This window comes from Arthrobacter sp. SlRoot2-15 (assembly GCF_059739345.1).
Genome location: NZ_AP046058.1, coordinates 2,587,566 through 2,602,031 on the forward strand (window position 1 = coordinate 2,587,566; position 14,466 = coordinate 2,602,031).

Sequence of the window (14,466 nt, forward strand, 5' to 3'; positions counted from 1 at the left end):
GCCCACACAGGCCGCCTTTCCGGGCACGGCCCGGACCCGGCTAGGCTGGAGGGGTGACCCAGACACTGCTTTCCGCCCTGACCACAGCCGGCGTCGGCGGCCCCGCCGCCACTTACGTCGAAGCCCGCACCGAGGCTGAGATCATCGACGCCGTCCGTGCGGCCGACGCCGCCGGCGAACCGCTGCTGATCATCGGCGGCGGCTCCAACCTGCTGGTCGCCGACGCCGGTTACCCCGGCACGGTCCTGAAAATCGCGTCTGAGGGCTTCACCGTCAACGCGGAGGACTCCTGCGGCGGGGTCGCCGTTGTGGTGCAGGCGGGCCATAACTGGGACGCGCTGGTGGAGCACGCCGTCAAACATGCCTGGTCCGGCATAGAAGCCCTTTCCGGGATCCCCGGCGCCACCGGGGCGACCCCGGTGCAGAACGTGGGGGCCTACGGTGCCGATGTCTCGCAGACCATCGCCGCGGTGCGCACCTGGGACCGGGAACGAAACGCGGTGCAGACGTTCACCAACTCGGAGCTGAAGTTCGGCTACCGTGACTCCCTGCTGAAACGGGCCACCTCCAGCGGGTCCCCGCGCTACGTGGTGCTCACCGTGGAGTTCCAGCTGCCGCTCGGCCGGATGAGCGCCCCGGTCCGCTACGCCGAACTGGCCCGCGCGCTCGGCGTCGAGGTGGGCCAGCGCGCCTACTCTACCGACGTCCGGCGCGAGGTGCTTCGGCTGCGGGCGTCCAAGGGGATGGTCCTGGACCCGGCGGACCGGGACACCTTTTCCACCGGTTCCTTCTTCACGAACCCGATCGTGCCGGCAGAGGTCGCCGCGACACTGCCTGAGGACGCCCCGCGGTACCCGGGCGGAGCGGACGGGCTGACCAAGCTGTCCGCGGCGTGGCTGATCGACCAGGCCGGCTACGGCAAGGGCTTCGGGCTGGAGCCCGGCAGCGTCTCCGGCGGCCTGGCATCACTGTCCACCAAACACACCCTGGCCGTCACCAACCGGGGCGGGGCCACTACCGCGGACCTGCTGGCCATCGCCCGCGAGGTGCGCCGCGGCGTCGCCGAACGCTTCGGGATCGAGCTGCACCCGGAGCCGCTGCTGATCGGGATCGACCTCTAGCCGCATCGCGGCGGGGCCTAGTTCCTGCCGCGCTGCGGGGCCACCTTGCTGAAGAGCATAAAGGTGAAGCCGGACGCTGCGGCGCCCAGCAGGAAGACCTGGCAGAACGCCACGGACTGGGCGCTGGGCCCGCTGCGCAGCAGCAGCCCGGCGCAGCCGAAAGCCACCGCCCCGGCCAGCAGCGCCAGCGAACCGAGCAGGAAACTCCGCACCGTGGCCGGAAACTCTCCGCCCGGATCGATGTCGAGCTCGGGCCGTTCGGGCTCCCGCGGGGCCGGGGTCCGCGGCTGGAGCGTCGCGGCGGTGACGAAACTGGCCACCGCGACCGCCATGCACACGGTGGACACCGCCTGGAATGTGGTCATCATGGGGGACAGGCGCGTGCCGCTGGCGATGGCGACGGCCAGGCCGGCCCCCATGCCGGCGGCGCTGGCGGCCCAGCCCAGCAGGGCCAGCCTCCTGCACAGGGGCCGCAGGCGCGGCCACACTTCACCCAGAGTCATGCATCCACCTTAAGGACACCGGCTGGGCGCAGGCTGGGAGGGCGCCGGGCGCCGGCCGGGCTGCGGACGGTGGAGGCGGGAATCCGGCCGAATGTCCGGCCCCGGGCCTAGGATGATGCCATGGCAGCAGTCGGGCACCCGCGTCTGAGCCGGGCCGTGATGGGCCGGCTCCGGCTGGCCTCGCAAGGGCTCACCGGGCCGGGCTTCGGCTCCGTCCCGGCCGCCGTCAGGTCGATGCCTGCCCTGCAGGCGCAGGACCTGCAGGCCTCACTCTGGGCCGTGGGGCAGCGCGTTCCGGGCTCGCGGCTGGCGGACGTCCGTGCCGCCCTGGACCGGGGCGAGATCGTCCGCTCCTGGCCCATGCGCGGCACGCTGCACCTGCTGGCCCCGGAGGACCTGAAATGGATCCTGGCCATCACGTCCGCCCGTCTCGTCAAGAGCCTCGCCGGGCGGCACCGGGACCTCGGCATCTCGTCCGCCGACGTGGACGCCGCAGCCGAGGCCGCGCTGCAGCGGGTCGCCGGCGGGGCCGCGGCGAGCCGGGCGGAGATGTTCCAGGCCTTCGAACAGACCGGCCAGTCCACGGCCGGCCAGCGTGGCATCCATCTGCTCGCGATGCTCTGCCAGCGTGGCCTGCTGGTTCAGGGGCCGCTGGCCGGCAACCAGCAGCTGGTGGTGGCCGTCGACGACTGGATCAAGACTCCACGGACCCTGGACCGGGAAGAAGGCATTGCCGAGTGGCTGTTCCGCTATCTCCGCAGCCATGGTCCTGCTACCGAGCGTGACTTCGCCTGGTGGTCCGGTATTCCGTTGACGGAAACCCGGGCGGCCCTGGCCGAGGTCCGGGATCGCTTGGTGGAAGTGGAATTTGAGGGAAAATCGTACTGGCTGTCACCGGAGACAGCGGCCCTGCTCGAGGACGGCGTCCCCGGCCAGCGCGCCGTGCTGGCGCTGCCCGGGTTCGACGAGTTCCTCCTGGGCTACACCGACCGCTCCATCGCCCTGCCTGCGCACCATGCGGACAAGATCGTCCCCGGCGGTAACGGGGTGTTCAAAAAGACCATCGTGGCAGGCGGCGAAGTGGTGGGGACCTGGGCGGCGCCCGGAAACGGCCGGGGCGGCGCCGTCGTCGCGGAACCGTTTGACGGGGTTAACGGCCTGCGGCCCGCAGCCCGTAAATCCTTTGAGCTGCAGGCCGCGAAGTACCGGCGGTTCCTGGGCCTCGACCGGCCCTGACGGCTTCCGGCCGGGCCTAAAGGGTACCGGTGGCGATCTTGAGCATACGCCGCAGCGGCTCGGCCGCACCCCAGAGGAGCTGGTCGCCCACGGTGAAGGCGCTGATGTACTCCGGCCCCATTTCGAGCTTGCGGATGCGGCCCACCGGGATGTCCAGGGTGCCGGACGCCGCCACCGGGGTGAGATCCGCCATCGAGGCTTCCTTGGTGTTGGGCACCACTGTGGCCCATTCGTTGTCCGCGTCGAGCAGCTTCTCGATCTCGGCGACGGAGAGGTCCTCGCGGAGCTTGAGCGTGAGGGCTTGGGAGTGTGAGCGCATGGCACCGATCCGGACGCACAGCCCGTCCATGATGACGCGGTCCGCGCCGGAGGTACCGAGGATCTTGTTGGTTTCCACCCCCGCCTTCCACTCCTCCTTGGACTGGCCGTTGCCGAGGTCCGCGTCGATCCAGGGAATCAGCGAACCGGCCAACGGAACCCCGAACTGGGTGGCATCGATGTCGGTGCGCTGGTGCGCGAGGACCTTCCGGTCGATCTCGAGGATGGCCGACGCCGGGTCGTCCAGTTCGCTGCTGACCTCGGCGTTGAGCGTGCCGAACTGGCTCAGCAGTTCGCGCATGTGCCGGGCGCCGCCGCCGGAGGCGGCCTGGTAGGTCATGGAGGTGCCCCACTCGACGAGGCCGTTCTTGAATAGGCCGCCGAGGCCCATCAGCATGCAGGACACCGTGCAGTTGCCGCCGATGTAGTCCTTCACACCCCCGGAGAGGCCGGCGTCGATGACGTCGCGGTTGATCGGGTCCAACACGATGATTGAGTTATCGTCCATGCGGAGGGTGGAGGCGGCGTCGATCCAGAGGCCGTCCCAGCCGCGGCTGCGCAGTTCGCCGTGCACCCGTTTGGTGTAGTCCCCGCCCTGGGCGGTCACAATGATCGGCAGCTTCGCCAGCGTCTCGACGTCGAACGCGTCCTCAAGTTTGCCGGCAGCACCCGCCGCCGTGCCGGCAATGGCCGGGGCGGCACCTCCGGCGTTCGAGGTGGAGAAGAAGACCGGGTTGATGTTGGCGAGGTCGCCCTCGTCCTGCATGCGCTGCATCAGGACGGAGCCGACCATGCCACGCCAACCGACCAGTCCGACGGACGGGGTAGCTGCTGTAGTCATTGGGCCAGTTTAGACTTTGCGGGTGGCCGGCCGCAGTCGGTTACGTCACGCCGGCGGGCGGCCGCGCACGGGACGGCCCGTGTCAGTTCAGCTGGCGCGGGCTCGGTTCCGGAAGGCCGCGTTCGCGGCGGATGCGCCGGGCCTTGAATTCGGACATGGCGAGCCGGACGGCGTAGATCATTCCGGCGGCGCCGATCACGGTCAGCACGAGCGCGCCCCACAGCGGGCCCTCGCCCTGCGAGGTCGGGGCGGCGACGAGGACGATGGAGAAGACGGTCATGGCGGCGAACACGGCTGCCAGGATCACCATGCCGAAGGCCGTGGTGACGATCGGACCGGATCCGGCGCGGGCGAAGCCGATCTCGTCGGCCGCGTAGGAGTGCAGCCGGCCGCGGTCCATGGTCCTGGTGAGGAGCCTTTTCTCTCCTGCGGCCACGGCGCGTTCGTGCAGGGCGCGGACCTCGTCGTCGTGCTGGCGGTCGGCAGCGTCTTTGGGCACGTGGTTCAGCCTTCCCGGATGGTGCGGATGTGGTCCAGTACCTCGGAATCGCCCAGGCCCGTGAGCTCCTCAATGTCCCCTGCCCCGGGGGTGCTGTAGCCAACCGTCCAGGATTCTCCGGCGCGCTTGAGCAGCAGTTGGCGCCCGGAAGCGTCATCGAGGCGGCGCAAGGTGGCGCCGCCAGCGGGGTTGTCCTCGAGGTGCTTGCGCATAATAAAGAAATTCGCCTCCTCCGGGGTGATCTCCGGATCCTGCGCCATGGCAAACCAGCTGAAGAAGGCGCGCGGCTGCAGCAGGATGCGGTAGTCCTCGGACTCGACGGCCAGGACGCTGTCCGCGGAATCTGCCGTGAGCAGGTTGATCTGCATGCGGCGGGTGGCCGTGGTCAGTGCCCGCGTTACCGCTGCCACCGGCCCACTGACGGACAGCGTGCCGTCGGGCTCCACGGTCGCCGCGCCCCGTGCCACCAGCGAGGAAGCTCCGGCGGACACGACCGTGGGGTCCTCGAGTTCCTTGGCCACGCGCAGTGCCTCGGCGCTCGCGGTGGCGGCCGGGCCGTGCGCCAGGTTCAGCAGGGCCACGAGCTCGGCGAAGCCGAACCCGATGGAATCCGGGTAGACAGGCTGTCCGGCTCCCGGACGAGCTGTGGTTGTCTCAGTCACGATCTAGATCTCCTCGTTATTAGAAGCCAAAGAAGTCGCCAACAGCTTCCGCGCCGTCGGAAATGGAATCCCCGACGGCGCTCGCCCCGTCAGCGATCTTGCCGCCCACCCAGTTCACCGAGTCGTGGACGACGGGGACGTTGTCGTAAAGGGCCAGGCCTGCGCTGGCGACCATGCAGGCCGTTCCGGCGGGCGGCGGCAGGAAAGAGAGGGCGCCAATGACGGCCTTGGTCGACGAATAAGCGGCGTCGCCGTACTCGTGGTCCGCCAGGGAGTTAATGGCGTCCATACCGTCAAGGCCGACCCCCACAACGCCAAGCCCCTTGCCCAGGCCGTCGAAGGCAGCGAAGGCCTTTGTTCCTTCGGTAAGGTTGAAGGCTTCGTGCCATTTGCCCTCAAACAACTGGTTGGAGACGTTGAAGAACTTGCTGAACTCGTTGGAGTTTTGAAAGGCCTTCCATGCCGCCGGATCGAAGAAATCGCCGATCCGGGATTTCTGCAGCATGCCGGCGATGTCGAAGAGGCCGGAGCGAAGGTTGGGGAACGCCTTGACGACGTTGTAGAAGTCCCAGCCGCCGCGGAACGGGGACGAGGGGTCAGAAAACCAGTCCGGGCCCCAGGGATCGTTGGAGCCGGGCCTTCCCTGGCCGCCGGTGCTTCCGGCGGTTCCGGCGCCCGGTCCTCCGCCGGAGCCGGGAGCGGCGTTGCTGGTCTTCTCCTGCTCGTCGGCCTGGGTCATCAGCCGCTTGGACTGTTCCTTCAGGGCACGGGCGGTCTGCTGGATCAGCGCGCGGTGGCTGCCGTTCCAGTCGGACTTGAACCGTGCACTGTCGGCGCCCTTCCACGAGGTGTTGTTGTTGATCGTGGAAGTGAGGACCGAGGACTGCTGCAGCAGCGTCTCCGACGTTTTGCCAAAATGCTGCGCGAGTGTCCGCAGCTGGGCGACGTCGGCGCCCCACACGTTTCCTGCCATGCTGGCAACCCCCCTTTACGGGCAACAGCCTAACGGGCCGCCGCCGAGACCAAATGCATCCGGGCCAAAGAATCTGACCGGCACCAATCTAGCCGGGCCGCCTGGATGCCGCGATGGGGTGATCTCCCCATGGCGGTGAAGCCGCCGGCCGTAGCCGCTACTCGCCGTCGGGCTCTGCCAGCAGGGCGCTCTTGCGCCGGCGCAGGGCGAACACCGCGCCGAACGCGAACACCTGGGTGACCACAACGAGCACGATCGCGCCCGCGATCTTGTTGCCGCCGAGGATCATGGTCAGCCCCACGATCGCGGACAGCAGGGCCAGCAGCGGCAGCAGCATGTAGCCAAGGACAAACAGGGTTTCGGGTTTACGCAGCATTACTTGGCCTCCGTCCGGCGCCACAGGGTGATCCGGTAGCGGGTGCCGTTCGCGGCGGTCAGCCAGCCGTCGGCCGGGAGGCTGGCGTCCGCGGCCCAGTCGTAACCCAGCTCCGGCGCGAACGTGTCGCCCTCGGCGGCGGTGTCGATTGTGGTGACCACGGCGACGTCGGCCAGGTCCAGGGACTGGGTAAAGATCTCCCCGCCGCCAATGATCCAGACCATCTGCTGGCCCGGCGCGAACTGGGATTCCAGCAGCGCGTCATCGAGGGACTTGACCGCCAGGGCGCTTTCCGCTTCCGGCGTCCCGCCCCAGCCTTCCTGCCGGGTGATGACGATGTTCGTCCGTCCCGGCAGCGGCCGGTACTTGTCCGGGAAGGAATCCCAGGTTTTGCGGCCCATGATGACGGGATGCCCGGCCGTGAGCCGGCTGAAGTGCGCCATGTCCTCGGGCAGGTGCCACGGCATGGACCCGGCCTGGCCGATCACGCCCGTGCTGGTCTGTGCCCACACCAGCCCGAGCCCGGTGACGGTGCCGCGGAGCTGCTCGGTGAAATCGGCGGGTTCCATGTGTTTGCTCGTCTCGTTGCTCATACCGCGATCGGGGCCTCGATCGTCGGGTGGTGCTGGTAGCCGACCACCTCGAAGTCCTCGAGGGTGTAGTCGAAGATGGACTCCGGCTTGCGGGTTATCTTCAGCTGCGGGTATTCGTACGCGTCCCGGCCCAGCTGGGTGAGGACCTGGTCCAGGTGGTTGTCGTAGATGTGGACGTCGCCGCCGGTCCAGACGAACTCGCCCGGCTCCAGCCCGGTCTGCTGCGCCAGCATGCAGGTCAGCAGGGCGTAGGAGGCGATGTTGAACGGCACGCCCAGGAAGGTGTCCGCCGAGCGCTGGTAGAGCTGGCAGGAAAGCTTGCCGTCGGCGACGTAGAACTGGAAGAACGCATGGCACGGCGGCAGGGCCATGTCCTTGAGTTCGGCAACGTTCCAGGCCGAGACGATGTGCCGGCGCGAATCGGGGTTGGTCCTGAGGTTCTCCACGAGCTCGGCGATCTGGTCGACATGGCCGCCGTCTGGTGTGGGCCAGGAGCGCCACTGCACGCCGTAGACCGGGCCGAGTTCGCCGTCGGCGTCGGCCCATTCATTCCAGATGGTGACGCCCTGGTCCTGCATCCACTTCACGTTGCTGTCCCCGCGCAGGAACCACAGCAGCTCTACGGCCACGGACTTGAAGTGCACCCGTTTGGTGGTGATGAGCGGGAAGCTCTTGCCCAGGTCGAAGCGGAGCTGCCGGCCGAACACGCTGCGGGTGCCCGTCCCGGTGCGGTCCGATTTGTGCGTGCCGTGTTCCAGCACGTCGCGCAGGAGGTCTTCATAGGGCGTAGGGATGCTCACGCTCCCAGTCTACTGAGAAGAGCCGGGCCTGCCGTACTTGTGGCGCTCGCAAGGACCCTAGTCGTCGAAGGGCCGGAACTGCTCCACAGCCACAACCTTGCCCTTGGTCCGCGAGACATGGCAGACGATGATTTCGCCGGGGGAGAGGTAGGGGTCGTTTTCCGGCAGCAGCGCACGCAGCCGGGAGTTCATGTGCTTGCCGAGCTGCGCGAAGACCGTCGGCAGGGCGGGCCGGTGCGTGCACAGGGCCACGGCCCGTTCCTTGTCGAAGAGGGATTCGACGACGTTGGCGGTTTTGTGCGGGCTCCGGCCGTGCAGGTGCTCGGTGAGGGACTCGTGCAGTTTCACCTTGGCGTCCACGGCCTTGGCGTAGGGAGCGACCGTGGCCACGCAGCGAAGCCACGGACTGGTCACCACGCGGGAGGGGCTCCAGGCCTGCATCAGCCGCCCGACCGCCTGGGCCTGGCGGGCACCGGTGGCGGCCAGCGGGCGGTCGCCCTCGGCCTTGGACCAGGACGAGCGCGGCTTGGCCTTGGCGTGGCGGACCACCAGCAGCGGCCAGGTGTCCAGTTCATTGCGGGCATGGGCGGCCGCGAGGTGCTCCAGCGGGGCCTGATCACTGGGGTTGCTCAGCAGGGACGCCGCCTTCTCCGGCGAACACCACATCACGCTGTCCACCTCCTTGCCGTCCGGGTGGAGCGGGGCACCGTCGACGTCGACCGCCCAGTAGTGCACGACCTTCAGCCCGGCCGCCACGTGGTAGTGGATTGGCGGCAGCGGGATGCCGAGGGGCGCCTTAAGGCCGATTTCCTCTTCCACCTCGCGGGCAGCGCACTCGGGGACGGTCTCACCCGGGTCGAGCTTGCCCTTGGGCCAGGACCAGTCGTCGTACCGGGGGCGGTGGATCAGCAGGACCTCGAGCTTGTCCTTGTTGACGCGCCATGGCAGGGCTCCGGCCGCGACGACGGCGACCGCCTCGCCGGGGTGGTCGGTCTGGTCCGCTACCAGCGCATCGCTGTTTGCCACCGGTGGCCCTAGCGCAGGCTCGTCGAGCGCTGCCGCGAACGGGAGGCGAGCAGCCATGACTGGACGTCCTCGAGGGCGGTTCCGTCCTCCGCGAGGTGGTGGCGGACCCATTCGCCGTCGTGGTCCAGGTGCCAGCTGGCGGTGCCCGGGTCCATGTAGCGGCGGAGCATGTCGAGGACATAGGAGGTATCGTCGCCGCTGCTGAGCTGCACTAGGGCCTCCACCCGGCGGTCCAGGTTGCGGTGCATCATGTCGGCCGACCCGATGTACACCACCGGGTTGCCGGCGTTGGCGAACGCAAAGACGCGGGAGTGCTCCAGGAAGCGGCCCAGGATGGAGCGGACCGTGATGTTTTCGCTCAGGCCCGGGACGCCGGGACGCAGCGAGCAGATGCCGCGGACAATAACGTCCACCTGCACGCCGGCCTGCGAGGCGCGGTAGAGGGAGTCGATAATGGCTTCGTCCACCATCGAGTTGACCTTGATCTGGACGCGGGCGGCGATCCCGGCCCGGGCGTTGCGGATTTCCGTTTCGATCCGGTCGATCAGCCCCGACCGCACCGAGCGCGGGGCCACCAGCAGCCGCTTGAACGTGGACTTCGGCGCATAGCCGGAGAGCTGGTTGAAGAGCTTGGACAGGTCCTCGCCCACCTGCTCGTTGGCGGTCAGGAGGCCAAGGTCCTCGTAGTAGCGGGCCGTGCGGGGGTGGTAGTTGCCGGTGCCGATGTGGCAGTAGCGGCGCAGCCCGTCCACTTCCTGGCGGACCACGAGGGAGAGCTTGCAGTGGGTCTTGAGGCCCACGATTCCGTAGACCACGTGCACCCCGGCCTGCTCCAGCTTCCGGGCCCAGGAGATGTTGGCCTGCTCGTCGAAGCGGGCCTTGATCTCCACCAGGGCGAGGACCTGCTTGCCGGCTTCGGCCGCGTCAATCAGCGCATCGACGATCGGCGAGTCGCCGGAGGTGCGGTACAGGGTCTGCTTGATCGCCTGGACCTTGGGGTCCGCGGCGGCCTGCTCGAGGAAGGCCTGCACGGAGGTGGAGAAGGAATCGTAGGGGTGGTGCAGGAGGATGTCCCGCCGCCGCATGGCCGCGAAGACGTTCGCCGCCTTGGACGTTTCCGATTCGTTCAGGTAGCGGGAGGTGTGCGGGACGTGCTTGGGATAGTGCAGGTCCGCGCGGTCGATGCCCGCGATGACGGAGAGCCCGCGCAGGTCCAGCGGGGCCGGGACGGAGTAGACCTCGGATTCCTCGACGCCGAGCTCGCGGATCAGCAGCGCCCGGATGTTGGGGTTGATGTCATTGGTGACCTCGAGCCGGACCGGCGGGCCGAAGCGGCGGCGCAGCAGTTCCTTCTCCAGCGCCTGCAGCAGGTTCTCGGCGTCGTCCTCTTCGACCTCGACGTCCTCGTTGCGGGTGACGCGGAAGGTGTGGTGCTCCAGCACCTCCATCCCGGCGAAAAGCTGGTCCAGGTGGACGGCGATGACTTCCTCGAGCGCGATGAACCGGGCCACCCGGCCGGGGACCGACCCGGCGCGCGGGCCGTCGATGGAGATCAGCCGCGGCAGCTGGTCCGGGACTTTAACGCGGGCGAAGAGTTCCTTGTCGCTGACCGGGTTGCGGACCACCACGGCGAGGTTCAGCGAGAGCCCGGAGATGTACGGGAACGGGTGGGCCGGGTCCACGGCTAGCGGCGTCAGGATCGGGAAGACCTTCTCCGCGAACATGGCGCTGAGCTGGTCCTTGGCCTGGTCGTCCAGTTCCTCCCAGTGCATCAGGTGGATGTGCTCGTAGGCCAGCGCCGGGCGGATCTGCTCGGCGTAGACGCGGGCGTGGCGCTGCTGGAGCCGGTGGGCGGCCTCGCCGATTTGTTCCAGGACCTGCATGGGGCTCAGCCCGGCGGGGGAGGGCACGGCGAGGCCCGTGGCGATGCGGCGCTTGAGCCCGGCGACGCGGACCATAAAGAACTCGTCCAGGTTGGACGCGAAGATGGACAGGAAGCCTACGCGTTCGAGCAGGTAGAGGTTGGGATCCTCGGCCAGTTCCAGCACGCGCGAGTTAAAAGCGAGCCAGCTCAGCTCCCGGTCCAGGAAACGGTCGGGGCTGATGTCGCCCTCCGGTTCCAGGTTGGGGGCGAACTCGGGGATGTCGATCCGGTCCTGGGTGGCGCGCGAGGCGGGCACTTCGGAGGAGCCGAACCGCGCCCGCACGGGACGCGCAGCCTTGTCCGGCGTAGCGGTTCCAGAGCTGGCTGTCCGGGCAGAATCCGGTTGCATGGTCTCTCCTAATGCTGGCGCGAGTTAGCTTCAACCTTACAAGGAATCAGCTCCGGATGAGCCCAGGTTTCGCCCGGCGGCGGGGCCCGGGCGCAGGCGCGGTTACTGGCCTTCGCGCGGCGCGTACATCACGTCTTTGTCCCAGCGGGAGAAGCCGAGCCGCCGGTACAAGGCGACGGCGGGGATGTTGTCGGCGTCGACGTACAGCATGACGGCGTGCAGGCCCTGCTGCTGCAGGTGCTTGATGCCGGCGACAGTGAGGGCCTTGCCCAGGCCGGTGCCCTGGGCTTCGGGTACGACGCCGACGACGTACACCTCGCCGATCGCCGGGTGCTCGCCGTGCCGGGGGTGGACCTTGGTCCAGTGGAAGCCGAGGATCCGGCCCTCGGCGTCGACCGCGAGCAGGAAGCCCGCCGGGTCGAACCACGGCTCGGCCATCCGGGCGTCGAGGTCGGCGCGGCTCATGTTCCCTTGTTCCGGGTGGTGGGCGAAAGCGGCCCGGTTGACCGCGAGCCAGGCGTCCTCGTCCTGGCCGGGCACAAAGCCGCGCAGCGAGACACCCGCCGGCAGGGCGACGTCGGGCAGTTCGGAGGCCGCCGTGGCGAGCCGCATCTTCCACAGTTCCCGGACGGGTGCGTAGCCGTAGCGGGCGGCCAGGTCCGCGGCGGCCTCGTGGTTGCCGTGCGACCAGGCCTTGAGCCCGGTGAAGCCGCGCACCGTGCGCAGTTCGCCGACCAGCCGGTCCGCGACGCCCTGGTTGCGGTAGCTCGGATGCACTGCCACTTCCAGCACCCCGGTGCCGTCGGCTTCCCCGATCACCACGGCGAACCCCGCCAGGTCGTTGCCGCGGCCGGCGTTTTGGCGGGCCGGGGAGTCCTCGCCGGAATAGTCGGGGGAGTAGAGGGCCAAGGCCAGCACGGTGTGCGGCCCGGCGTCCCGGGCGCGGAGTGTCACGAGGGTCTGTTCGGACAGCGGGGGGGTGCCGTCGGACTCCTCCGCGGCGGCCGCGAGCGTGGTGACGTCCCGCAGCAGCTGTTCATCGACAGCTCCCTGCAGGGTGAGTACGGGCCAGTTCTCCGGATGCGCGGGACTCATGGTGCAAGGCTATACGTCCGCCGCCCGAAGCTGGGTGAAAATCCGGCCGATTTGATGCAACCGGCTTCGGGACGTATAGTCGATATCTCATCCGGCTGGACGGTGCGTAACCGTTGAGTGGATGTGAGGGGGATCCACCACTGGGGTGGCCTCGATACGTTCGACCCGTATGTCCTCCACTGCAACGCCAACTGGCGAAACGAAAGCCCCGGACTTCACAGTCCGGGGCTTTTTCGTGTCCAGCCGGGGGCGGCGCGGGCGGCGGGCCGCTCAGGCCTCGGTGAGTTCCTCGTCCGGCTGCCGGACCAGGGTCAGGCGGTAGCCGACGTTGCGGACCGTGCTGATCAGGTTTTCGTGGTCGGCGCCGAGCTTGGCCCGCAGCCGCCGGACGTGGACGTCCACGGTGCGCGTGCCACCGTAGTAGTCGTAGCCCCATACCTCGGTGAGCAGCTGCTGGCGGGTGAAGACGCGGCCAGGGTGCTGCGCCAGGTACTTGAGCAGTTCAAATTCCTTGAAGGTCAGGTTGAGTGCCGCCCCGTTGACCCGGGCCGTGTAGCTGGCCTCATCAATCACGACGCCGGCCGCCCTGATCTCCGTGGGGGTGTCGTCCGCGTCGGGCAGTGCCCGGGCAACGCCGAGGCGGATGCGGGCCTCGACTTCGGCGGGGCCGGCGGATTCGAGCAGGATGTCGTCCACGGCCCAGGCCGAGGAGACTGCGGCCATGCCGCCTTCGGTCAGGATAAGCATCAGGGGGGCGCTCAGGCCGGTCGCCTTGAGCAACTGGGTGAGGGAGCGGGCGCCAACGAGGTCCTTGCGGGCGTCAAGCAGGACAATGTCGCACGGGTCGGTTTCCAGCAGGGCAGTGGGCTCGGCCGGCAGGATGTGGACGCGGTGGTTGAGCAGTTCCAGTGCAGGCAGGACATCCACCGATGACCCGGTGCTGTTCGTCAGTAGCAGGATGTGCGACATGGTTCCTCCAAGGGGTGTCCGCGCATCGTTGGGCGTCTGAGCCGGGCTTTCACCGGCCGGTACTGAGCTTCCTGGCGGTGCCCTGCCTGCGGCTGCCGGAGGAAGCGTAGCTGATTCTTGAGTATACCCAACACGCCCTGCGCAGGGCGTGTTCCGCCGCTCCAGCAGGGTTCTTTTGCGACACAAAACGTTCACATAGGGCAGGATTGATCGGGAAACCGCATTGGGAAGAGCCGCAGCGGAAGATCCGCAGGGGGAAACAGCAGTGGGAAGAGCCGCATTGGGAAGAACCGCGTGAAGTCCTGGAGCGTCGGGGCCATCGGCCTGGCCGGGCTCGCCGCGATCATCGCCGGTGCCTACTCAACGCCCGAGGCGCTGCTGGCCGTCGCCGCGCTCACCGCCGCCTGCGTCGGCATCGGCTGGCCGCACTTCCTGGGCATCCCGGCCAAGAAAACCCTCGCCGCCCTGATCGGCCTGCCCGGAATCGGCTCGGCCGTGGCCGCCACCTACCTGCCCGCCCCGGGTTTCCTGAACTGGACGCCGGCGTTTGTGGCGGCGGGGGTGATGGCGGTCTTTGTGATGCAGCTGATCCGAGGCACAGGCCAGGCCCAGCGCCTCGAATCGACCCTGGGCTCCTGCGCCGGCGTGCTGCTCTCCTGCCTGGGGGCCGGCTGGATCGCGTGTTCGCGCTTCAATGGTGTGCGCGAAATGCTGCTCATCGCCGCCATCAGCGCCGCGATCGCCCTGGCGGCGGGCCTGATCCGCTGGCCGGACCGGATTGTTGCGCCGCTGGGCATCGTCGGGGCCGGGCTCGCCGGTCCGCTGGCCGGCCTGGTGCTCTCGGACATCGCGGTCCTGCCGGCCGCCGTCGTCGGGATCGTCGTCGGGTCCGTCCTGGTCAGCTTCCGCCGGCTCGTGATCCTGCGCGGCGAAACTTTGAATCTGCCGGCCGTGCTGGGCATGGGCCTGGGGCCTGTCTCCGCGGTCGGTTCCCTGGCCTACTTCATAGACAAACTACTCATTCACTAACGCGTTAGGATGGCATCATGTCCGTACTTGCATTTGAGATTTTCTTCCTTGTTCTGCTTGGCGTCGCCAGCCTCGCCATGGCCTGGTTCGCCGGCTTTGTGGTGTACCGGCTCTTCAAAGGCCAGAAGTAGGCAGCCGGAGCCACCACCCGT

15 protein-coding genes are annotated in these 14,466 nt (G+C 68.5%); 3 read left to right on the forward strand and 12 right to left on the reverse strand.

Features of this window, described 5'->3' with window-relative positions; genetic code table 11:
* Positions 1-53 precede the first annotated feature (53 nt).
* Positions 54-1,121, forward strand: coding sequence for a UDP-N-acetylmuramate dehydrogenase (locus AC6I9V_RS11925; protein ID WP_497899596.1), 1,068 nt, complete (start codon positions 54-56; stop codon positions 1,119-1,121).
* Between the two features lie 17 nt (positions 1,122-1,138).
* Here AC6I9V_RS11925 and AC6I9V_RS11930 read toward each other — a convergent pair whose 3' ends face one another.
* Positions 1,139-1,624: a hypothetical protein gene (locus tag AC6I9V_RS11930; protein ID WP_349412246.1), complete on the reverse strand. Its 486-nt coding sequence runs from the start codon at positions 1,622-1,624 to the stop codon at positions 1,139-1,141.
* Between the two features lie 120 nt (positions 1,625-1,744).
* Here AC6I9V_RS11930 and AC6I9V_RS11935 point away from each other — a divergent pair, with 120 nt between their 5' ends.
* Entirely contained in the window at positions 1,745-2,860 is a 1,116-nt protein-coding gene (locus AC6I9V_RS11935) for a winged helix DNA-binding domain-containing protein (protein WP_497899597.1), read from the forward strand.
* 16 nt (positions 2,861-2,876) lie between these two features.
* Here AC6I9V_RS11935 and asd read toward each other — a convergent pair whose 3' ends face one another.
* From asd to AC6I9V_RS11990, 11 genes are all read right to left on the reverse strand, one after another.
* Complete coding sequence (gene asd, locus AC6I9V_RS11940; RefSeq protein ID WP_497899598.1) at positions 2,877-4,019, reverse strand: aspartate-semialdehyde dehydrogenase; 1,143 nt, start codon at positions 4,017-4,019, stop codon at positions 2,877-2,879.
* A gap of 82 nt (positions 4,020-4,101) precedes the next feature.
* A complete protein-coding gene (locus AC6I9V_RS11945) occupies positions 4,102-4,518 on the reverse strand; it encodes a hypothetical protein (RefSeq protein ID WP_349412243.1) in 417 nt (138 codons plus the stop codon).
* A gap of 5 nt (positions 4,519-4,523) precedes the next feature.
* The gene (locus tag AC6I9V_RS11950) at positions 4,524-5,180 is read right to left on the reverse strand and encodes a hypothetical protein (RefSeq protein WP_349412241.1); all 657 of its coding nucleotides are present in this window, start codon (positions 5,178-5,180) and stop codon (positions 4,524-4,526) included.
* Positions 5,181-5,199: 19 nt separating this feature from the next.
* Positions 5,200-6,153 (reverse strand): WXG100 family type VII secretion target, encoded by a 954-nt coding sequence (locus tag AC6I9V_RS11955; RefSeq protein ID WP_497899599.1) that lies wholly within the window; start codon positions 6,151-6,153, stop codon positions 5,200-5,202.
* Positions 6,154-6,310: 157 nt separating this feature from the next.
* The gene (locus tag AC6I9V_RS11960; protein ID WP_146336836.1) at positions 6,311-6,529 is read right to left on the reverse strand and encodes an NF038396 family protein; all 219 of its coding nucleotides are present in this window, start codon (positions 6,527-6,529) and stop codon (positions 6,311-6,313) included.
* Positions 6,529-7,122 (reverse strand): dihydrofolate reductase, encoded by a 594-nt coding sequence (locus tag AC6I9V_RS11965; protein WP_349412239.1) that lies wholly within the window; start codon positions 7,120-7,122, stop codon positions 6,529-6,531. Before AC6I9V_RS11965 ends, AC6I9V_RS11960 begins: the two co-directional genes overlap by 1 nt.
* Entirely contained in the window at positions 7,119-7,922 is an 804-nt protein-coding gene (locus tag AC6I9V_RS11970; RefSeq protein ID WP_497899600.1) for a thymidylate synthase, read from the reverse strand. The genes AC6I9V_RS11965 and AC6I9V_RS11970 overlap by 4 nt, the downstream gene beginning before the upstream one ends.
* A 57-nt stretch (positions 7,923-7,979) precedes the next feature.
* Positions 7,980-9,005, reverse strand: coding sequence for an NUDIX hydrolase (locus AC6I9V_RS11975; protein ID WP_497899601.1), 1,026 nt, complete (start codon positions 9,003-9,005; stop codon positions 7,980-7,982).
* A complete protein-coding gene (locus tag AC6I9V_RS11980) occupies positions 8,957-11,221 on the reverse strand; it encodes an RNA degradosome polyphosphate kinase (protein WP_349412236.1) in 2,265 nt (754 codons plus the stop codon). The genes AC6I9V_RS11975 and AC6I9V_RS11980 overlap by 49 nt, the downstream gene beginning before the upstream one ends.
* A 102-nt stretch (positions 11,222-11,323) precedes the next feature.
* Positions 11,324-12,316 carry a mycothiol synthase gene (gene mshD / locus AC6I9V_RS11985; RefSeq protein ID WP_497899602.1) on the reverse strand — a complete coding sequence of 331 codons (993 nt, stop codon included), beginning with the start codon at positions 12,314-12,316 and terminating at the stop codon, positions 11,324-11,326.
* A 270-nt stretch (positions 12,317-12,586) separates the two neighbouring features.
* Positions 12,587-13,285, reverse strand: a complete 699-nt coding sequence (locus tag AC6I9V_RS11990) for a winged helix-turn-helix transcriptional regulator (RefSeq protein ID WP_146336841.1) — start codon at positions 13,283-13,285, stop codon at positions 12,587-12,589.
* Between the two features lie 294 nt (positions 13,286-13,579).
* Between AC6I9V_RS11990 and AC6I9V_RS11995 the strand changes: the two genes are divergently transcribed.
* Positions 13,580-14,314, forward strand: a complete 735-nt coding sequence (locus AC6I9V_RS11995) for a permease (protein WP_497899603.1) — start codon at positions 13,580-13,582, stop codon at positions 14,312-14,314.
* The last annotated feature ends 152 nt before the right edge of the window (positions 14,315-14,466 follow it).